The sequence below is a fragment of the Alishewanella aestuarii B11 genome (assembly GCF_000280055.1).
Taxonomy (GTDB): domain Bacteria; phylum Pseudomonadota; class Gammaproteobacteria; order Enterobacterales; family Alteromonadaceae; genus Alishewanella; species Alishewanella aestuarii.
In genome coordinates this window covers 286,224-307,124 of sequence record NZ_ALAB01000027.1, presented here as the reverse complement: position 1 = coordinate 307,124, position 20,901 = coordinate 286,224, and the positions used below count along the sequence as shown (strand labels likewise).

The 20,901-nt window shown below is 40.3% G+C and carries 18 protein-coding genes; 9 read left to right on the top strand and 9 right to left on the bottom strand.

Annotated features, from left to right (window positions below; translation table 11 throughout):
• Positions 1–88 precede the first annotated feature (88 nt).
• On the bottom strand, positions 89–772 hold the full coding sequence (locus tag AEST_RS10975; RefSeq protein ID WP_156803893.1) for a hypothetical protein: 684 nt from the start codon (positions 770–772) through the stop codon (positions 89–91).
• A 268-nt stretch (positions 773–1,040) separates the two neighbouring features.
• Here AEST_RS10975 and AEST_RS10970 point away from each other — a divergent pair, with 268 nt between their 5' ends.
• Positions 1,041–3,083: a DUF3987 domain-containing protein gene (locus AEST_RS10970; protein ID WP_008609077.1), complete on the top strand. Its 2,043-nt coding sequence runs from the start codon at positions 1,041–1,043 to the stop codon at positions 3,081–3,083.
• Positions 3,084–3,198: 115 nt separating this feature from the next.
• A complete protein-coding gene (locus AEST_RS10965; RefSeq protein ID WP_008609076.1) occupies positions 3,199–4,509 on the top strand; it encodes a hypothetical protein in 1,311 nt (436 codons plus the stop codon).
• 25 nt (positions 4,510–4,534) lie between these two features.
• Here AEST_RS10965 and AEST_RS10960 read toward each other — a convergent pair whose 3' ends face one another.
• Entirely contained in the window at positions 4,535–5,728 is a 1,194-nt protein-coding gene (locus AEST_RS10960) for a flagellin N-terminal helical domain-containing protein (RefSeq protein ID WP_008609075.1), read from the bottom strand.
• Positions 5,729–5,976: 248 nt separating this feature from the next.
• On the opposite strand from AEST_RS10960, the gene AEST_RS10955 reads away from it, so the two are divergent.
• The 5 genes from AEST_RS10955 (at position 5,977) to AEST_RS10935 (ending at position 10,286) form a co-directional block, all read left to right on the top strand.
• Positions 5,977–6,201, top strand: coding sequence for a helix-turn-helix domain-containing protein (locus AEST_RS10955; RefSeq protein ID WP_008609074.1), 225 nt, complete (start codon positions 5,977–5,979; stop codon positions 6,199–6,201).
• A 400-nt stretch (positions 6,202–6,601) separates the two neighbouring features.
• Positions 6,602–7,381: an ABC-three component system protein gene (locus tag AEST_RS10950; RefSeq protein WP_008609073.1), complete on the top strand. Its 780-nt coding sequence runs from the start codon at positions 6,602–6,604 to the stop codon at positions 7,379–7,381.
• The gene (locus AEST_RS17585) at positions 7,365–7,586 is read left to right on the top strand and encodes an ABC-three component system middle component 7 (protein ID WP_039925399.1); all 222 of its coding nucleotides are present in this window, start codon (positions 7,365–7,367) and stop codon (positions 7,584–7,586) included. Before AEST_RS10950 ends, AEST_RS17585 begins: the two co-directional genes overlap by 17 nt.
• The gene (locus tag AEST_RS10940; RefSeq protein ID WP_008609071.1) at positions 7,579–9,198 is read left to right on the top strand and encodes a DUF2326 domain-containing protein; all 1,620 of its coding nucleotides are present in this window, start codon (positions 7,579–7,581) and stop codon (positions 9,196–9,198) included. The genes AEST_RS17585 and AEST_RS10940 overlap by 8 nt, the downstream gene beginning before the upstream one ends.
• A 335-nt stretch (positions 9,199–9,533) precedes the next feature.
• The gene (locus tag AEST_RS10935) at positions 9,534–10,286 is read left to right on the top strand and encodes a hypothetical protein (protein ID WP_008609069.1); all 753 of its coding nucleotides are present in this window, start codon (positions 9,534–9,536) and stop codon (positions 10,284–10,286) included.
• Between the two features lie 98 nt (positions 10,287–10,384).
• On the opposite strand, the gene umuC is transcribed toward AEST_RS10935, so the two are convergent.
• On the bottom strand, positions 10,385–11,665 hold the full coding sequence (gene umuC, locus AEST_RS10930; protein ID WP_008609068.1) for a translesion error-prone DNA polymerase V subunit UmuC: 1,281 nt from the start codon (positions 11,663–11,665) through the stop codon (positions 10,385–10,387).
• Complete coding sequence (gene umuD, locus AEST_RS10925; RefSeq protein WP_008609067.1) at positions 11,662–12,096, bottom strand: translesion error-prone DNA polymerase V autoproteolytic subunit; 435 nt, start codon at positions 12,094–12,096, stop codon at positions 11,662–11,664. The genes umuC and umuD overlap by 4 nt, the downstream gene beginning before the upstream one ends.
• 569 nt (positions 12,097–12,665) lie before the next feature.
• Here umuD and AEST_RS10920 point away from each other — a divergent pair.
• Together AEST_RS10920 and AEST_RS17195 are read left to right on the top strand one after the other, a co-directional pair.
• Complete coding sequence (locus AEST_RS10920; RefSeq protein WP_039925398.1) at positions 12,666–12,887, top strand: hypothetical protein; 222 nt, start codon at positions 12,666–12,668, stop codon at positions 12,885–12,887.
• 34 nt (positions 12,888–12,921) lie between these two features.
• Complete coding sequence (locus tag AEST_RS17195) at positions 12,922–13,716, top strand: hypothetical protein (RefSeq protein WP_008609066.1); 795 nt, start codon at positions 12,922–12,924, stop codon at positions 13,714–13,716.
• 36 nt (positions 13,717–13,752) lie between these two features.
• Here AEST_RS17195 and AEST_RS10915 read toward each other — a convergent pair whose 3' ends face one another.
• The 5 genes from AEST_RS10915 to AEST_RS10895 all read right to left on the bottom strand — a co-directional run bounded on the left by AEST_RS10915 (position 13,753) and on the right by AEST_RS10895 (position 20,616).
• Entirely contained in the window at positions 13,753–14,424 is a 672-nt protein-coding gene (locus tag AEST_RS10915) for a DUF2290 domain-containing protein (protein WP_039925397.1), read from the bottom strand.
• Positions 14,425–14,430: 6 nt separating this feature from the next.
• A complete protein-coding gene (locus AEST_RS10910) occupies positions 14,431–16,629 on the bottom strand; it encodes a DEAD/DEAH box helicase (protein WP_008609065.1) in 2,199 nt (732 codons plus the stop codon).
• Between the two features lie 572 nt (positions 16,630–17,201).
• Complete coding sequence (locus AEST_RS10905; RefSeq protein ID WP_008609063.1) at positions 17,202–18,479, bottom strand: tyrosine-type recombinase/integrase; 1,278 nt, start codon at positions 18,477–18,479, stop codon at positions 17,202–17,204.
• A 362-nt stretch (positions 18,480–18,841) separates the two neighbouring features.
• Positions 18,842–19,594: a substrate-binding periplasmic protein gene (locus tag AEST_RS10900; protein WP_008609062.1), complete on the bottom strand. Its 753-nt coding sequence runs from the start codon at positions 19,592–19,594 to the stop codon at positions 18,842–18,844.
• 98 nt (positions 19,595–19,692) lie between these two features.
• Positions 19,693–20,616 carry a family 14 glycosylhydrolase gene (locus AEST_RS10895; RefSeq protein ID WP_476496685.1) on the bottom strand — a complete coding sequence of 308 codons (924 nt, stop codon included), beginning with the start codon at positions 20,614–20,616 and terminating at the stop codon, positions 19,693–19,695.
• Positions 20,617–20,901: the final 285 nt, after the last annotated feature.

Sequence of the window (20,901 nt, the reverse complement as noted above, 5' to 3'; positions counted from 1 at the left end):
TTAAGAGTTTGAATTATATCATAAAATTGCTTGGAATTCAGCCTCTATTTTTGACTCACGTAACGATGATATTAGGTATGACAATGATTTAAAGTGTCGGAGTCCATTTACCTGAAAAGTTTTTTTCGTACAGTTGTTTAGTAAGGGTAACACAAACTAAAGAGCATCGTTCTGTTAGAAAAGTAGGCTGTTTTATATCTTGTGCACGATTCTTGGACTCAGCTTCTTTTTTTCTTGCCTTGCGTCCAAGATAACTATTTTCATATTTAACTTCTGTAACGGTTAGATATTGGAAATCGTGAAGCTCTTGAAGAGCAGCTATAACGTCAGTGCGTGTAAAATTGATCGACATTTTCTTTAGTTTAGGTAACAAATCTATGAATTCTATATTCAGATAAATAGCCAAATGTCCTCGCGGGTGCCCTATGCAAAGTTTATTCATGCTTGAAACTTCGTCACTATGACTAATGATAAAGATTTGTTGCTCGTCAGGCCACATATGTATTTGTATAACCATCCAGATGGCTAGCCTTAGCGCGTTTAAAGACAGATTTGGATTTGATAGTAGATTCTTAAGAAAAATCTGTTCAATGTCATAGACTCTCTCTTTTCTTCCGCGAAATTTACCAAAATCGATTGAGACTGGCTCAAGAGAGTTTCTAGCTTCAGGATTAAATCTAACGCAACGACTTATCCTTGGTCTTGGTGTATTTATCTTTTCCAAGACCAAGGGATTCGTTTCGGTTCCAAACTCAAATTCTGATGTTTTCACTTGCAAAGTCCCCGACATTTTTTCGACTATCCTAAAAACCACTATCCCATAAAAAACAATAAAGTCAATGAGTTACGGATATCGCTTTTTGATGTTTTTTAACTGAAAAAGTTAGAAATTTTCGAGAAAAATAACAAGTTAAAACAATGGCTTACCAGTGTGTTTTTTATGGTTTTTTCAAAAAGTTACAGGGAGGTAAAACGGTCTCTCAATGATATTGTTTGTTAGTGCCAACACGATTGGTAAACATTAACAGCAGAGGTGACTTGTGGAATCGTTAAAGAACATTAGCAATACCAATTCAGATTTATTAGCAGGCGTTTCCGATATTGATTTAACACCGGACTTATCAGCGCTTTCATTTGTGATGGGGTATACAGGTTCAGGTGTAAATTTACTTATCAGAAAAGACAATGATGAATATAGCTCTAGTGAACTAAAGAATTTAATAAATAGTGGAAACTCAGACTTTCATCGCTTAGGTTGCAAAATAGCCTGTGACGAATCTAAAGCAGACCCATTTTTCTTTGTCAGGTATATCGACGATGGCGAGCATGATGAACATGAGTTTGGAGCATTTATCAAGGACCATCCTGAAGCACAATTGCACATTAAGACCAGGACTGCTTTTGAAGCTGTTTATCTGATTGACGGTTCTCGTAAGGAGCTCGAAGATTTAAAGCAATATCTTGGAGAAAAAAAGAGTATAAAAATTTATCGTTGGTTTACTGTCAAAAAGGGCGCCTATTCAGTCGGAGCTCTAAGTAAACCGATGAGTCTATACCGATTTTATTCACTAATGGGTGGCAAAAAATGGATAGCGCCAAAACCATTTCGAGAGAAAGAATCACCTATAAGAATGCTAAACCAAGACATGATGCCAGAGCTGTTATACAACTATGTAATGTCGCAAGCTTCGTTAGATGGCACAACAGCGGACTATGCATTCGCGGTGAATACTTCGTTAATAGGTACTTCGATTTCAAAGTTCTTGAGAGTTGATACCGGTTTTGATGATAATAAATTCATATCACCCAACCTTTGGACTTGCTTGGTTGGTGTCGCTGGTTCTGGAAAAACTCCAGCCACAACAAGTGCATTAAATACATTCAAAAGGTTTATCGTTCCGGCTGACAAAGCCGAATCAAATTACAATCTCAAAATTGATAATGCGATCGCTCATGCTACTGAGAGAGATATTAAGAAAGAGGTTCAAACCGCTTTTGACGAAGGGAAAGTGATTGATCCAGCCAAAATCATAAAGACGATCGGTAAAAAAGTCAAAGTGCTGAATGTTGAAGAGGAAAGTGTTGCGAGTGCTGAGATGCTGCTCCTCACAGATTTCACTCCAGCAGGTTTTAACCAATTATTAACAGGTAAAAATGTACCTCTTGTCGTATATGCAGACGAGTTTCGGCAATTACTGAATAGTTTAAACAACAATTTAGATATGCGAAGCCTCTTGATGCAGTCAGAGTCAGGTAATGCGATTCTTTCAAGAAAAATCGCAACAGCTCAACTGAAAACAGTTAAAGATGCTACGGTAACCGTTATAACGAGTATTCAGCCTGATGCGTACAGACCGCACATTACAGAAGCAAAAAATGGCGAGCAAGGTGGTAATGACGGACTACTTAATCGTTTCCAGCTAACAGTAGTCAATGTTACACCGACAACCGAAGAGTTTCAGTCTCAGAAGCGGCTATATAAGAAAAAAATGCTCTCGTTTTTGAATGCTATCGATGAGTTTATTTCAAACGCTTTAACGTTTGATGGATACAAGGTTGTCAAGTTGTCAAAAGAAGCCAATGTTAAGTTTAATAGGTTTAAGCAAAAGCTTAACGAGGTTCAGAAAAAAGATAACCTAAATGAGTTAATGCAAAGTCACTTGTACAAGAATACTGGAACCGTTTTGAAAATTGCTCTCGTTTATGAGCTTGTATTGAACTATGACGACGATGAAAAAGCGATTAAAGACTTTAGCAAGATCAGTTCAAAGGCGATGGTTTACGCGATTAAAACTATGAGGTATCTATATTCGCACTCAAAATCGATTTTCGATAATGCTGAAAGTGACGTCCATGGGGGTGCTGTCGATTTGCTAAACCGACTCACTAATCTTGATCCAAACATCGCATATACAGCGAGCGAGATATCACAGAGAGACTGGAAAGGTTTCAAGAGAGACACTAGTAAGGTAGAACAGACTCTGAAGTACATTGAGAATTTCGGTTATGTCAAATCAGAAAAGCTGCCTAAAAAAACCGTGTGGCATATCCATCCATTACTGAAGGTTGTACTCAAATTTTAACTTGTCAGTTTGGACACTAATCACACTGGTTGAATCGACATTAGTGTGATTAGTGTGCGTTTTTCGTAAGCATATCGAACATAAACTCTGTTGAGCGTAAACGAGGTTCCAGATTTTGAACACTAATCACACTAAACAAAATAGCGATAAAAATCACTATAATACAACTAAGCTTTCTGATTCTATTATCAATACAGATCAGACATCAGCTACAGTTAGCAGTAAGATCTCATTACTGATCACTAAGTCTAGTAGTGATTACCTTGATAACATTACTCATTACTCAGCTGCTACCAATAGACAGTTACAGCCATCTCAGTACGCTGATCTGGTCTATAGTAGTCGTATGGATGACTTAGTTAAGCCTGAAATTAAAAACTGGTTTAGCCTAAAGCCTGATGATCAACAAGTAGATAAATTTAAACTATCTAAGTTATCCAGTTTCTTAAGTCTATTCCTCAGTAATCCGATGGCATTTGGTTCGAGACCACTCGTTGATATGCTGTATCTGACCATAGATGTCACTCGAAAAGAGCTGAAACAGCTAATAGATATACATTTAAAGCAGCTACCAACCCCGTTCAAGGTGTTAAAAAGGGGTAGAGCAAGCCCTGTTAGGATCAAAAACTATCAGGATGTTTACCAACACTTTGCTCTTTTAGGTGCTGGTAACGAGGATAAGATTGCTATTTTTTGGGGTATTCATCCCAAAGTGTTGGCTGCTAGACCTAAACAGCGATTACTAAAAGTTACTATCAATCCTGCGCGTTATTCCGAAACTGAGTTACAGACATTTTTTGGCTGGTTAAAAGACTCGATTGGAGTTAATGCCAAAAAGAAACTTCTGACTGCAAATGTTACGCGACTAGACATTGCGCTTGATGTTGTCGGTCTTCATCTGCCCGAACTGATTGTCAATCAAGCAGGTTGCACAGAATATGATTATTGGCCAAATGAAACCTCAGATGACGAAGTAGTTGGTACTCAACGATTAGGTGATCCAGGCAGTGGTCACTTTCGAGCATACAACAAACTGCAAAAGCTGCTGGATAGCGGGCCTTTTAGAATTCCTATTCTGTCATTCAAAAAGGTTCCGTTTCAGCCACTGCAAATAACTAGATTAGAACGTGTTCGTAAACCGCATGACACTGGTGGTCTGAAATTGGGTTCAATTTGGCACGAAGCTCAATATTTCTTGAAGGGAACGAAAATTTACTGCCCACGATTCCTGTTAAAGCTTAGTGAAAAACAGCAGAAACAGGTTCGTAAATACGGATTTATGTACTGGTTCACCAAGCTTGGCGGTAATAGTGTGATTAGTGTGCAAGATCTGGAACCGTTGGAGTTAAAAATTAACCATAACTTATTAGAGGCAGAACAGAGAAAAGTACTGAAACAGCTTAAAAAGGCCATCATTTCTGCCTGATCTTAGTAAAAATGGCAGTACCACTCTATTGAAGTAATGTCAGTGCTGCCTGCGGTCGCTGATTAGCCTGTGATAGCACTGTGGTGCTGGCCTGCTGCAAGATCTGAAGCCGAGTTAGTTCTGCCGTTTCTTTAGCATAATCAGTATCTCTGATCCGGCTGCGAGCAGCGCTAACATTTTCACTAATATTACTCAGGTTTCTAATTGTCGCCTGAAAGCGGTTTTGCGTAGCACCGAGGTTTGCCCTCGCGTCATCGATCTCCTTAAGAGCATTATCAATAATACCAAGATTAAATTCAGCTGTTTCACCTTCTAAAGGTGGTTCAGTGTAATAAGCAGGAGTACCATAAAAATCAGGTGTTGAAAGCACAATATCACCGAAAGGTACTACAGAGTTGAGTCTGAACTGAACTGTGCCAGCATCAACACGAATATCGTTAGTACCAAATCTTGTGTATTCAAAATCTGGTCTAATGCTCTTTACAGCTTGAGCGAGTAAATCATTATTTCCAGAATCATCAAATGGATCAAAATTAAGAGTTGGCAAGGTAACAAAACCAGTATCGTTTACGTTAACTTGTATATTTGACCAAGGGCCAGATAGCGATACCATATTAATGGTTTCACCTGGCTCATACCTCCGGCCTGGCACAGCTGGCTCAATTACACCCGGATCTCCCACAAATACTTGATCAATTCCGAGAGCAACAGAGCCATAACCACCAGTTCGATTGAGATCAATAGGAATATAGTCTTCTGGCTTTGCATTGGCGCCAACTAAAAACTTAGTTGCCAGACTGCCGTCCAGTAGCGGAATATCGCCAAATTTCGTTGTAGTAGCAATTCGACTGATCTCTTCTGATAGTGCATTAATTTCCTTTTGAATTGCACCTTTATCCTCAAGTGAGTTGATACCGTTGTTTGCTTGTATTACAAGAGTTCGCATACGCTGAATAGATGTTGTCATCTCGTCAAGTGCACCTTCAGCAACTTGTGCAAGCGATATTCCATCATTAGCATTGCGAACACCCTGATCCATACCGTTAATCTGGCTAGTAAGTCTATTGGAAATCTGAAGGCCAGCAGCATCATCAGCAGCTGAATTAATGCGATAGCCAGAAGCTAATCTCTGAAAAGCTTGGCTTAGCGGCACGTTCAGGTTATTGATTGACCGTTGTGCTGTTAATGAAGAAATATTGGTATTAACAAACAATGACATAGACTATCCATGAAATAGGTTAGAGATAGGCATTACTTGCCTTAAAATCACTAATTGAGGACTATAGTCCTCATTTGTCTTAGTTATCGTTCCGAAACCTGAAAACTTTAACGTGACTTGAGCTAGTGGACGCTAAGCTCATGATCTGATTAATCTTAAATATTAAATCTTGCTAATGAGGACTATAGTCCGTGGCAGGTTAATCCTCTATTTACCATAGTGTCTGCTCCCGATTTTGAGAGCGCACAATGGCTGATCTGGCAAAGCAATTAGGTGAGAATATTCGCAAGAGAAGAGTTGAGATTGGCTTGAGCCAGGACAACCTTGCGCTTAACGCGAATATTGATCGCAGCTACATTGGTCGGATTGAACGCGGAGAAGTTAATATCACTGTCGAGATGCTTTGCAAGATTGCGGCTTATATCAAGATTGATCCGCGCGAGTTGTTGCCTGAATATCTGCCCGAAAATTAATTCGTCTTATTTTCACTTTGTGTCAATAGCGGTCATTGAATTAACATCAAAGCGAATACACAGTGTTTTTGCTTTTCACCATAAAACAGGCACGCTTTTTACAAACCAACAGGCACATTTCTTTGTTGCTGAAGAAGGAAAAACTCAAATTTAGATACTTAGCGAGGACTAAACTAAAAATACCAGGCTAGGTAAAAGTAATAATGCTTCAACACGCTTTTGGTCGTAACTAGCAGTCGTCGTTTGTTATTAATTTTAATTAATACGTTGTAGTTGCTGTGTCATCTGGTAATACTAGAGAAAGCGTGCCAGTACATTATACAAATGTTAAACGTTGAACCGGCATTGATAACTAGTAGTATTTCCGAAAGTGTTGACGTTTTGAGGCAAGGATCTATAGATGGCAAAAAAGAGGGATAGCTATAGTGATAATGAGCACAGTATTCTCTATGCGGAAACTGGAGGGTGCTGTCCATTATGCACACAGCCAATTCTTTTTCAGAAGAATGGATCAAAAAAACCAAGTAAGGGCTATGAAGTTGCTCATATTTACCCATTGAATCCTAACCAGTCACAGACCAATGCGCTCATCGGGTATCCCGTTCCTCCTGACATTAACTCTCTTGAAAACGTCATTGCTCTATGTCCAACGTGCCATACTAAATACGACAAAGATTTTAAGCTGGATGAGCTAATAAGGCTCAGAGAAAATAAGGATAGATATCTGAGTGAGGCAAGAGCAAAACTCACTGCATCGCAGCACACAATTCAAGATGAAGTCTACGAAATATTGGATGCAATTGCTGCATTTGATTCTGATGAAGCTGTACTGTCGCCTACAAATTTTGACATTTCAACAGTGGATAGAAAGTTGAAAACAGGTATGAGCCCACTTCAAAAGCGTGAAATAAAATTTAATGCTATCAGCTTCTATGTGCGAATACGGGATCACATTTGTAAGCTGGAGAAACAAGATCAAGCCTCCGTCAGGATTCTTCAAAATCAAATTAACTCGTACTACCTTGTAATGAACAAGCAAAATCCTGAAAACAAGGATCTAGTATTCAATTACATTTCACAATGGATCAGTATGAGAACCAATAAGTCAATCTTGGCTGCGAAGGTGCTAACTTCTTTTTTCGTTCAGAATTGTGAGGTTTTCGATGTTGGTACCAAGTAAGTTTACGAGGCTTGAAGAGTCCACTATCTTCAAGATGAAATGTATTCTGACCAATAAAAATGACATCGAAAGTGTTCTTGATGTATATGGCAGAACAAAAGATGTGTTCTACGATGCTAGCGAGTTTCTCCATGCGCTTGATGTCTTGTACGTTTTGGGGTTGCTGAATATTGATGATAATACAGGGTTGATTGAATATGCTTAAAGAGATTCAGTGCCCCTTCTTCAATCATGCAAGAATTACTTTTCATAAAGGGCTCAATATCATCTTGGGCGATGATGATGCTAAGAATTCCATCGGCAAGTCTACGGCGTTGATGGTTATAGACTTCGTCCAAGGCGGCGACAGCTTCCTTGAAGATGAGGCGGGGGTCATTAGAGCACTTGGTCATCATCACTATAATTTTTCATTTGTATTTTCAGGGAAGCCTTATTTTTTCAGTCGTTCAACTGACGCCTCTGATGTGGTGTACGTCTGTGGTAGTAACTATGCGAGACTTAATGAACTGCCTGTGGAGTTATACCGCAGGAGATTAAAGGAGCTCTATGGGCTAGAAAGCCTAGAAAACTCCTTTCGCTCTATTGTGAGTCCGTTTGCCCGCATTTGGAAAAAGGGAGGGCTTGAGCCTGATCATCCATTTATCTCCGCCCCTAAAGAGCCTTCTGGAACAGCAGTGGGCCGTTTAATTGATCTCTTCGATCGCAGCAAGGATATTTTTGCTGAGAAGAAGGTTATTGATGAGCAGAAAGAGCGCAAAAAGATCATCGCTGCCTCAATGAATGCGGAAATAATCCCCAGCATAAACAAGGCTAAGTACAAAGAAAACACTAAGACCATTGCTGAGAATTCTGTACAGATCGAACAACTCAAGCAGGGATTTAGTGGGGCACTAAATGCCTACGAGGCTCTGTTTGACAGAGGCTTGCGGCGTATGCAGCAGCGTAAGGACGAGCTTGTAAATTTGAGAAATGGGCTCCAAGGAAAAATAAATAGGTTGCAGCGGGAAATTTCAGGTATCACTCCGAGACTTGCCGCCAATATTGCGCTTGTTACTGAATATTTCCCTTCCGTTGACGTAACAAGACTCGAAAATGTAGAGGCATTCCATCAGAGGATTGGAAGTATCGTTAAGAAGGAACTTAAAGATGAGCTTTCTTCTGCTCAAGCGGAAGAGACAGCTCTTACTGCCGAGATTATTTCATTGGAACAGCAAATTGAAACTGCTTTGAAGTCGAAAGGTATGCCGGATGACATGTTTAAACGCATATTTGACTTGAAGGAAATTACCGATAAGGCAGCTGAAGAAAATAAATACTATGAGCAAAAAGCAAAACTTGAAGAAGCTATAAAGATATCCGGGCATCGGCTAGATGAAATTTATGGAAGCATTTTCCTTGATATCGAGGCTAAAATAAATTTGAAGCTGAAGGCATTCAACAAGGTTGTTTACGGTCCAACAAGAAATAGCTCGGAATTGCGAATTAAAAGCTCTAACTCCTATAGCTTCACGTCCCCAGCGGATTCGGGGACTGGGAAGTCATATGCTGGCTTGATCGGTTTTGACATGGCTATGCTATCTCTGACTAGGCTGCCGTTTGTCATACACGACTCTGTCGTTTACAAGAATATTGAAGTCGCTGCTATAAAGCGGATCCTCAGAATTTTGGCCGTTATCAAATCAAAGCAAATTTTCTTGTCTTTTGATGAGGCAAAGAAATTTGGCTGCCAAGCGGAACAGCTGCTGAAGAAATTCTCAGTCTTGAAGTTGAGTCACAATGATCTTCTTTACAATAAAGATTGGCGCGATAAGAAGTAAATGTCACTGCTACTTTATCCCATGGCAATATGGCGTCGATACGCTCAATAAACTCGTCGACAATAAAATGGTGCTTCGGTGAAGTTTTTTACCGAAGTAGCTAAAACTTAGCCCGACATAGGTAATGGCGAAAATAATCAGCCGGTGTTTGTTGCTGCTTAACTTTATTAATGGCGTTGTTCAGTGCAAGAGGACGGCGTTATCTTCCTAGTGTAAAACGAGCAGAATTGAACGAGTGATCTGCTGGCAGTTTTTTTCAGACTTACCTGCAAATTGACAATTGATAACTATGCTGTCAGCTTGGCAGCAGACAGTGATAAGGGAAGCTGCATATTTTGAATGTATACTTATTTGGAAAATTAAAACATATCACCTTTCGCCCGCTACTGTTGATCTTGATAGCACTCTTGTCTGGTTGCGCTACCAACAGGGTTTTCCTACACACCTATGAGATTGAGCAGGAAGACATAGACAAAATAGTCGCGTCCCTCAAAGAAAAAAAGTTCGACGTTGAGGTTTCAGAGCGGATGCCTCCTATACTCACCTTCGGTAGTTTTATTATCTATCCCCGAGATTCAGGGGATAACGAACCGCTGGTGCAGATTTTAGATGCCATTGGCGAGCATGGTTACTACACAAACTTAATTGCTCAAAACAGAGTGAAAAACCACTACTATACAAAAAAAACCAATATTGGCCTGTATTTGATAAACCCTCGCGCACAGTTACTCTCTGCGCAGCAACAGCTGGAAATGCAATTTCCTGTTAATTTAACGGAGGTGACTTTCTCAAGCACAAACTGTATTCGCCTGTTTTCTCTGGAGTTTGCAAAAGATCATACGGCTATGATTCGCCAGGCCATACCGAAGAGCAACGACAAGTGGACATTTCAATGGCAGCAAACTGAAGACCGGATCATCATCAGTGTTGATGATAAAACCATTAACTACACCGTAGAGAAAAACTACAAAAGGTCAGGAAATCAAAGTGAGCTACATTTAACGATTTTTCCTGGCAACGCATTAGCCCTGGGAATAAGCGAACCTCTCGCTTGCAAATATGAAAGCACAATCCATCTGGTTGACTGAGGAATGACCAGAGTTCTCGTGCTCTCAAGGTTTTAAATTTGCAGAATTATAGGGGCAGATCAAAACTAACCGAACCTTCCGCTTCACGCTCAAAGCACCTATTTAGCTGTAGGTAAGTCTACCCAACTGGTAGTGTACTGTGGCGATAGCATACCGCGCTTCATTGACCAGTCTTGCTTGATTCCTTGGCTGGCAAACCAGACTTTGCTCTTACCACTGCTGTTAAGTTTATCGATGACGGTCATAAGAGCCTTGCTCTGATAGCTAGGTGGTTCAGGTTCAAACAGGCTACCTTGATATACATCTTTATCATAGAAATCTGACAGCATCACTCCGGCCTTCGCATACCGATAACCGTCACGCCAGATCTTATCAAGCAGCTTGATTGCGAGACTAATAAAATCACGAGTGTCAGCGCTCGGTGTTACAAGCGATGTACTGATGCTGTTTGCATAGTACGGATCACGTTCTCTATCACTAAATGGGCTGGTTCGCAGAAAAACGCTCAACTGCTTGGCTACTTGTTGCTCTTTACGCAGTTTCTGACAAGCACGACTGACATACTCGCTAATCGCTTCCTGCATCTGCTGTTTGCAGATAATCCTTTCACCGAATGAACGTGAACTCACAATCTCCTTTTTAGTTGGTGCTACTTGTTCCAACTCCAAACATGATTCACCGTTTAGCTCCTGCACAATACGTGATACGACTACTGAAAACTGCTGGCGCATAAATGCAGGTTCAGCATCGGCCAGATCGAGAACCGTGTTAATGCCTAGCTTGTTTAGCTTTGCCGTTAACTTGCTACCAATTCCCCACACTTCACTAACAGGCAATAAGCTCATAAGTTTGCGCTGCCTCTCTCTATCAGTCAGGTCAACAACTCCACCGGCTTTTTGCCATTTCTTAGCTGCATGATTCGCTAACTTAGCCAGTGTTTTAGTCGGCGCGATGCCAACACAAACGGTAATGCCGATCCACTTTTGAATCGTATTCCGTACCTGTTGACCGAATGCTGTTAGGTCGACGCAATTCGTTACACCTGTTAGGTCCAAAAACGCCTCATCTATCGAGTAGACTTCAACTGCTGGTGCGAGTTGTTCTAGCGTCGTCATTACCCTAGCTGATATATCGGCATAAAGTGCGTAGTTCGATGAACAAGCTAATACCTTGCCGGAATCAATCAGGTCTCGGATTTGGAATGCTGGTACTCCCATCTTGATACCAAGAGCTTTGGCTTCTTTAGAGCGAGCTACAACACAGCCGTCATTATTAGATAACACGACAACAGCTGCATTTCTTAGATCTGGCCTGAACATCTTTTCGCAACTAGCGTAAAAGTTATTGCAGTCAACAAGCGCAAAGGTTTTCGTTGTCATGGCCTTCTTATATTACGAACCACGTTTGTAACTACACCGAAGATTTCTAACTCGTTCTCTGAAGTAATTTCAATTGCTTGATACTTGGGGTTGTGTGGTATCAACCTGATAGTCGGTGTTAAGCATAACTCTTTAACCGTGAACTCATTGCTAAGTGCAGCGACGACAATATCTCCATGTTTAGCCTCAAGAGCGCGATCCACTACCAGAATATCGCTGTCATATATACCGGCGTCCTGCAACGAATCACCGCTGACTTTTACGAAAAACGTTGCAGCAGGATGCTTAATGCAGAGTTCGTTTAGATCCAGAGTCCTCTCAACATAGTCTTGAGCAGGGGAGGGAAACCCAGCGGCTACCTTATTGCTGTAAAAAGGTATAGGTAGGTAGCGCCTTACTGCTGATACCTTGCCTAAAATTTCTGCTGACATATCACACCTCGAAATAGTGTATGGATATACAGTATAAGGCGAAGGCAGGAAAAACGGTAGTACATGATTAGTTGTGTGTTGAATTTGAAAATGCCGTTCAATTTATCTACATTTATTTTACGTAAAATTTAATGAAGACATTCAATATGGAAACGATAGAGGTTAGCGAAGCGCAATTCAGGCAACAGCTATGGAGATGGAAATCAGTAGGCCGGACTCTTCTAAACTTACCGAAAATTGAGAGGCGAGGACATAAGCTCAGGATATCGGTTGTTAGTATCGACAACATAACGTGCTATTCACTTAAGACGCCATTCGATAGCTATCAGGAGTTGCTAAACTGGTACGGTAGCGTACTCGATGAATTAGAGTGATCAAGCTCCGAAATTGTATATATAGTGTTAAATTTAACTAGAGTAGTGACAAGCGCATCAGATTTGTCTAAGTTAGATACAACAACTGCACTTTGTCTCTGATTTAGTGCAAATGACGCACTTTAATGTGTATTAAAGTGCAAAATTAGCTCACTAACGTGACTCGTTAAAAAATAACTATAATAGGGAAATGCTATGGCTCATGAAGTATCAATTAACTTGCACACGAAACTTGTTCAACACAAGGACATTGAAATTGAGATAAAAAAAGACGGTTCAAGGCTAGGTGAGTTGCTAATCAGTAAGGGAAATATCGAATGGCTACCTGCTGGGAACAGCGTTAACAAGTACCGTATGAGCTGGTCTGCATTTGCAGAGTTCATGGAAGAGCATGGTAAGAATGTTCGAATAGAATAATTCGTTCACACCTTTTTTGAGAATGGAATTACAAATGACCAGAGATAACTTTACAGAAAAAACTAAAAGAAACCTGGGAGAAGCTGTAGGTTTTTGCTGTGTTAGGCCTGGTTGTGGCAAAGTCACACATGCATTTAACCGTGAGACAAGTTCGATGTACGGAATAGGGAATGCTGCGCACGACTCAGGTGCAGCGAGGAATGGTCCTCGATATATAGAGACGCTGACAAAAGAACAGCGAAAATCATTAGAGAATGGGGCTCATCTATGCCCGACATGTGCACGTCTTGTTGATATAGACCCTGAAAGATTCCCTTATGGGACAATAAGCAATTGGCAACTATTAGCGGAAAAACATCGACAATCAGGTCTCACGTCGCCAAACCAACCATATGGAATTGATTTTAGAGATGCATGCATCGCATCAAAAAAATTCCTTGAACTTTGTAGTTTCGAAATTCAAGTTAATCCATATTACATAAGTAAAAATATTATAGATATAATTGAGGGTTTTCTGTGCCGTTGCCAAAATTTCCATTCAACAAATGAGATGTGCGCTTTATTCCCTCACTTAGTCAATATTCAAATTCAAATGATAGATTCTTTGCGGCGGATTATAAAAGAGATAAAGTCTTCAGGAATGTGGATAAACCATAATGGCGATTACCATTTAGCCAGAGAAAGTGTTTTTAGGGTTGGAGAAGTGAATGCAGTAACTAAATCACGAGAAATAGTAAATGAAACGCTGAGAGACTTTTTTAACCAAAGGGTTAAATTAAGTGAAATTGTATATTCACATTATCCAAAAGTGGATTTATATTCTTGGTGAAGTTTTTTTAATTTCATGTGATATTCAATTTTTATTTCAGTTTGAAAGATAATAGTGTGATTCTTGAGTTACTTCTGTTACAAGATAATTCCGAAGATGAAACGTTCTATTTTCTTGAAATCTGGTGTTTTTAAGTAAGCTAGGATATTCCTCAAAATTTAATTTGCTTACTATCCAATCAAAGAAAACAAACGGATTCAAAAGTTTCTGGCTGTCAATTCTTATTTCATTTATTGCGCCGACTTGTAAATGACATTTTGAGTGAGAGTTTACTCTTGAGTCATAATCAAGCCTTATATGAGATGTATTTACTACATCAATGCCTTTATCAATCCAGCTTTCTACACCGAAAAACAAGTCTTCTAAAATGTCTAACCCGCTTTCCTCTGCGCTTTCGAGGATGTCATTATAAGCATTTGAAATTTTAAGAGGTACTGGGTAATAAGCTAATTTCGCTTTTGTGATATGATCACCTTCCTTTTCAAAAAAGAATTGTATGAACGATTTATCGAAAAGAAGAAATGAATATTGTCGACTGTCTATTAGTTTTTGGTATTCACTTCCGTAGATCTTTCTGTTGAGTATTCCTGATCGATAGTTTGGCCAAGATATTATATCATTTTCATGGATGTAGTTTGATTCCAAAATTATATCTTTATAATGTGAGTTGATATCTCTTAGTGACCTTAAAATATACGTAAAGTCCATTTACGATTACTCCATATCTAATCTTTGCTGAATAAACTCTCTTAGCAACTCAGGGTTTTCTCTACTCAAGCGCTCCAATACAGTTTGATCATCCTCATTTACAGTAGACGATTTAGACAGTAAAAGTCTACGCCGAGCAATTTCAGTGTCGTTTGGTCTTATATATTCAAATTTTGGCAAACCAAGGGTAATCGCATTTATTTCAGCCTCTAGTTTTCTCATATATTCACCATGGCCTGATATGTAGCACCAACCTCTTGATCTTGTCATAGCAACAAAAAATGAATTGCGCATTTTGAATGAGTAATCTTCAGTTACTCCATGAGAATTAGCAACAAAAACAATATTTGTTTCATTTCCTTTAGCCCTAAAAGGCGTTGTTAGTACAACGCAACCCTCTTCATAAAAGTGCCTATTTGACTCAATATATCCAGGCATAATAGCTTTAATTTCAAAATGATTCAGTGCTGACCGAACTCTTTTAAGGAATACCTCTGAATTCTTGGTGTCTAGTGTAACTACAAAAATTTCATGAGCCTTTATCCCTTCGTTTTGTATTAATTTGTTAATTTTATTTGCAATGTATAATATCTCTTCACTCGAATTTGAGAAGCAATTAACATTAATTAGTTTCTCAATTTGTCCTTCATTATCCTTAATTAGTTTTTCTAGTTGATTTAAGCTATTGCTATCTAGTCTTTCTACTTCAACTCGGTCACCTGCAACGATAGTATCTTTATATTGAGGCGAATTTACTTGGTATCCAAGAGCTTTCCAATCTTTTACTCTATCAACACTATCAACTACACCGTTCGGTCTCTTGACTCCTAAAGCAACACCATGAGCAACCATGAGAATATTTCTTGGGTTACGATAACAATTAGGTAGTATGAAATCTTTGCTTATACCACCTTCATACTCACCAACTAATGCTTCCTCATCAAATCTAAATTCTCCATTAGATTTCTTTCCAAATAACTCATGGAATTCTCGAATTTTGAGTTCTTTAAGAGATTGGAAATCATCATACGCTACAACAATTCTTTTAGGATCTTTTGTTATTTTATATACAATCTCAAAAACTTTATTTGGAAAGTCTTGTGCTTCATCTATGAGAACTAAATCATATATAGGATTAAAGTTGTCACCTATTCTCTCATCTAAATGTGAAAAAATAGAAGTAAGTTGATCCCCCCCTCTGGGGATGTCTCTTAGTGTAAGTGGTGATATCCCATAAATTTCACACAACATGGAATACAAACCCTGTCCTGAAGTTTTTCCTCCCCAAGCGTGCAAAATATCAATAGCTCCAATTGGTAATGCCTTTTTTGCTTCTTTAGCGTAGTAGTCACCAATTTGCTTTTCTATGGAATGATATAAGCTTTGTGTATTAAATAAATATAATATTTTATACTGAGGTAATCTGATAGCCGCTAAGGCAGCTTTAAGTGAAAGAACTACTGTCTTGCCAGTTCCTGCCAAGCCACGAATCCGTTGTGGGCCATTCGGTATCTGCATTGAAACTTGTCTTTGTGCGCTGTCTTGTTTGAATGTCCTTTTGAGTGACATTGAGATAAATTCGCTAATCAATTCAGGCTTTTTATCAAAAATACTAGAGTTAGCTCTTTGGTAATCCCAAGTTCCTTCTATCAAACTTAAAATATCGTCAAATTGCTCCTGAGAACCATTCCATCTGTTATTAGAAATTATTCCAATGATTTCTTTTTCGAAACGCTTAATGCAAATTCCGTCAGATATTAGATTTTCAGATTGAACGAATCTTTCAACTTCTAATTCATCATTTTCAAAAAAAACAGTTATTAATGTGGTATCTACCGAGGCTTTCTTTAATTTTCTATTATATAGGTTTGGAGACCTTTTTAATCTGGATTCAATTTCATCTCTGTAATGCTCTAAAATAACGTCCCTGGAATTAATTGCTCCTTCAGATGTTTTCCAGACTCTGCCATCCTCGATAATTTCCTCAATTCTTTCACTTACGATATCTATGAGTGTAATACCATACTCTTTAGTAACGACTACAAATGATGGTACTTCTTCAGGTGCCGGAGCTCCTAGAACTGGAATTTTATATGCGCAGTAACCGTCTAGATTGGCAAGAGTTCTTCGCAAAATGTTCCAAATTTGCAAGTCGTAAGGAATGCTGTCAATTTCTAGTGAACCGGGTAAAAATTGCATTGCCATGAATTACCATCCGTATAGTTTTGCATCTTTATGTTAGCTAGCGTCAATGATTTTATTTGTAAATATGATAATGTTAAATATTTGTTTATTATATTTGATTTTGTTTTTCAAATAAGCTTTTTATGACGATTATTAGAGATTGCTTTTCAAATAAATAAATTCTTACACCTTGTCCTGTGGTGTAAGTTAAGTGTTTATTGTTATTTTTTTGAAATTGTTCAACCTTATTTATAGTATATTAAAGAGGGTTATATTTGGTTTTGCGTTCTTATTTTGAATTCTAGTTTAAGGTCTTTAACAGGCAGCTATAGTCCAAATAAAAATTTATTTGTAAAGGTTGCGCGCTTTTTGTACTGCACTCTTCGGTCTAGCACCTGTCAGCCTTCGGCGATTCAGGCTGATATTTACGACACATGTTATATTATTCAGTGTTACCATAAAGTAATTTGAATTATTTACTTTTTCAAGAAAAACTCGATAATAATTTACGGCATGAATTTATGTCTGTGGTACTAGCCACAATCATAATTTTCATCTTATTTATCGACATTGCAAGCTGTTTTTCTGAATTTCTATATACACCCTTTGCGTTTGTAGTTCTTTTCCCACTGGATAAACCTATCTTTCCATAGCTTCACCAGTGACTCCTGATGCTCCCACTTTTTCTCGATATCCTTTTTGTCGGGTATTACCACACCTGACAGCTGCTGACTAAACATGCGCGGTATTACATGGCTGTAATGACGCTCGATCATTTCAATACTCGTACCACACTGACGTGCAAGTACATCAATGGTTACCTTTTGAGCTACCAGTTCCCATGTGATAAACGAATGACGCAGTGAATACATTGTTCTTTTGCCATGTGGTGATTCGTCAAGGCCAAGTTCTTTAAGTGCAGCATTAAAGGTACGGCTAATTTCTTTGGTCTCCGAACCATCTGGTAATCGGAAAAGCAGATCTTTAGCCTGCCGATTTGGAAAACGCTCTGTCATGCGCCAGATTGTGCGTTGAAGGCTGCGTTTGCATACGACTTCACGAGTACCAGTGTGTAGTGTGGTTTTACCCTTACGGACACTTATATAGAAGGTGGCCTGATCGTCGTGTCGCTCAATATGAATATCACCCCATGTCAGGTTATCTATCTCAGTACCTGGCCGCATACCTGTGTTAATCACAAATTCCGCATAGTCTTGCGTCAATTCACGGATCTGCTTGGTTACCTCTTTCCGGCTGTTTTCTTCCATTTCAAAGAGCTTTTCAAGAATGCGTTCGTATTCGGCAGGTGTAAAAGCTGCTCGACGAACCATATTTGCACCTTCTGCTGCAAGTGCTGGTATTTGTGAGGCCAGCATCCACTTATTTTCAACAGCTTCTTTAAAGACCAGTTGCAGTGCTGCGTTATGGGTTAGAAGGGTAGAGCGTGCCGGTTTGCGTTTCATCTTTTCTTCACGCCACTTGTCGAAGGCGCGAAGTGCGTCAACGTCAATGCTGGTGATGAAAGTCCTGTCAAAAAATGGGATGTGGTATCTGTTTAAGCAGCCTATATAGTCTTCATAAATGACTTTACCCGCACCACGTTCCATATCGTGTCTCATGGTAGCAATGGCTTTTTCAGCAACGTCTTTGAAGCGCTTACTGGTAGTCAGTGTGTTTGTCTCGAACCGTATCTGATGCTCAACGAATATGCGGTGAGCTTTGGTTATTGCCTTATCTTTGTCTTCTTCTTTAGTGGCTTTGCAATACCACTTACCATCGATGACAAATCTGGCATACCAGCGTTTACTGTTATTCTGAAGGAAGATGTATAAGCCTGTGGTAACATCATGACGTTCAAGTTGAACACTCATAGCCATTCTCCATGCTGTGGATTCGAGTCTTTGGCAGTTGGAAATAGGCTAACAGAGCAACAGTTATAGAGTGCAAAAGGTGCTGTTTTTATGAGCAAAAGTTGCTCTGATGGCTGATGTTTAGGCATGATAGCAGTCCGAAGTTCTTGCAAAGAATTTGCAAAGTTTCTAAAAATGAGTGTAACTCATTGTTTTGTCGGATGCTATTCTAATTGAGGTCTGTTCAAAATCTGCCGGGGGAAACTCCGTGTCGGTTCGAGTCCGACCCTAGGCACCAAATCATATATTATCGCCACTCTCATTTTTTACAATGTCGTTGAGCATTCACATATCAGCGTTCAGGGTGCTATAGCAGGCAGCGACTACTCGTTGCGAACTGCTGGTTGGTAACGCAACAAAATCCTCTGGATAGTGCCATCATCTATCATTAACTGCAGCGTTTGCTGCACCCGACTTGCTAATTCTGGCCGATTAGGGTTAATCGCGCAGTAGACGTTATCTGGTGCTGTCCAAAGCGGGTCTGCATGCAAGCCTTCACTATTAAATTGTTGCTGATGATATTCATAAGCCCGATCCACAGTCAGTACCGCATCAAGTCGCTGTTTTTGCAGCCGCATCAGATTGCTTTGTAGTGAGATGGCGTCATCCCGAATAATCAGGCGCTGTGAAAAGACTGCATCAAATTCAGGGTAGCTGAAACCACGGTCGGTGCCGACCCGCTTACCCAATAGATCAGTGAGCTGGGTGATAGAAAGGCTATGACTTCGTCTTACGATAACCTGGCGCGTTGTAAAGAGGCTGGGACTCCAAGCCAAAAGCTCTGGCTGCTCTACCCATGCCGGACTCAGAAAGCAGGCGATGTCAGCTTCGTCACTACGTAACCATTGTTCCACCCGTCCCCGGGGTAAAGGTAAAAAGTTCAGGGTAATTGTGCTGCGGCTGGCAAGAGCTTCAAGAATATCTTTGCTGATCCCCCCAGCTAGATCGCCACTCTCGTCAAACAGTGCATAAGGGGGCGCGTTAGAGTTACTGACGATAGCACGCAGTGAGCCGGTATCGGCGACCACCGGCGCCGTGGTTAATATCAATAAAATAATCAATAACAAGCCGCGCACCTACACCTCAGATGAATACCGCCGCACTTTTAACTTAGCATGCTATATCCGAAAAACAAGCGAAGTATAATTCGGCTAACTATTTCAATAAAATATGACTAAAATCCCGGCTGCAGCTGTTGTAGAGTAGCTACAGCTAACGGATTCTCGACGATGTCATTAAGGCGCAATAACGTCAGTCCCTGATAATTGCCATTTCGTAGCACTTGTTGCAGGTTACTCCAGCCCTCGGCATGATAGAGACCTGCGGCGAGCGCATTTTCGCCTTTTAATATAACACCCTGTCTACGTGCTTCTGCACCAATCCAGTTCACCAGTGTGCTTGGCATAGAACCTGCCTCACCCTCTGGCTCATCAGACATTTCGAGCGCGGTAAAATGCACTACAACTTTGCGCTGTTGTTTGGCTTTCGGAGCTGCCAGAGCGATTATTTGCTGATAACCCGGCTCAGGTGTGGAACTGAAGGCGGCATTCGCATCAATAATACCGGCCGCTAACTCTGCGGTACGAGCGCCAATGTCAGAGTTGATTGTCCAATGAATACCGGGGATTTTAAAACCCAATGGAATTTCGGCTGGTAGCTGTTGGAAAGCGTATTCTGCATAGCGCAACATCCTGGCGCCGTGTGCCACCAGTGCTTGGTGATACCATTGCAAAAAGTCTTGCCTGGATGGCTCGACCAGGTATTGGTTGCTTGCTATCGCCTGGTCCCAGGACACTGGGAGTGCGATCTCTGCGAAGTTTTTATAAGCAGTGCCCCAGCCTGGGTTGAGTGTGGCGATGCTTTGATAGCGTAAATTGTCAGGCGCAATACCCTTTCTTTGATAATGTGTCCAAATCCAGCCAGGTAACGGGATATCGCAGTCGTCCCCCACATTACCGCCGCATTGATGAAATGCCATAATGGGGATAATTTTTAGTCCGGCAGCGCGAATATCTGAAAAAACATCATCATAGTACTGCCAGACAAATTGTTGGTCGCCGGCTTGCTCCACCAGCCCCCACCAAACATCTACTGAGATTGCTGTTATTCCAAGTTTTTTGCGACCTTGAGTTGATGCTGAAATTCACTGCGCTCCCTGACAATTAAGGGCGCCATGGCATTAATCTCTGGTAATGCCTGTACCGGCCATGTTAAACAAAATAACAGTGAACAGAACAACATCACTTTACGCATGACAGCTTGCCGATAAGTAAAGACCCGCTACTCTAGGCCGAAAAGTCCCTGCTGTCAAAATGGCGACTTTGCCAACCTCGCCAGAGTCTGGCACTGTGTTATTATCAATTCTGTTTTCCAGAAACTACGC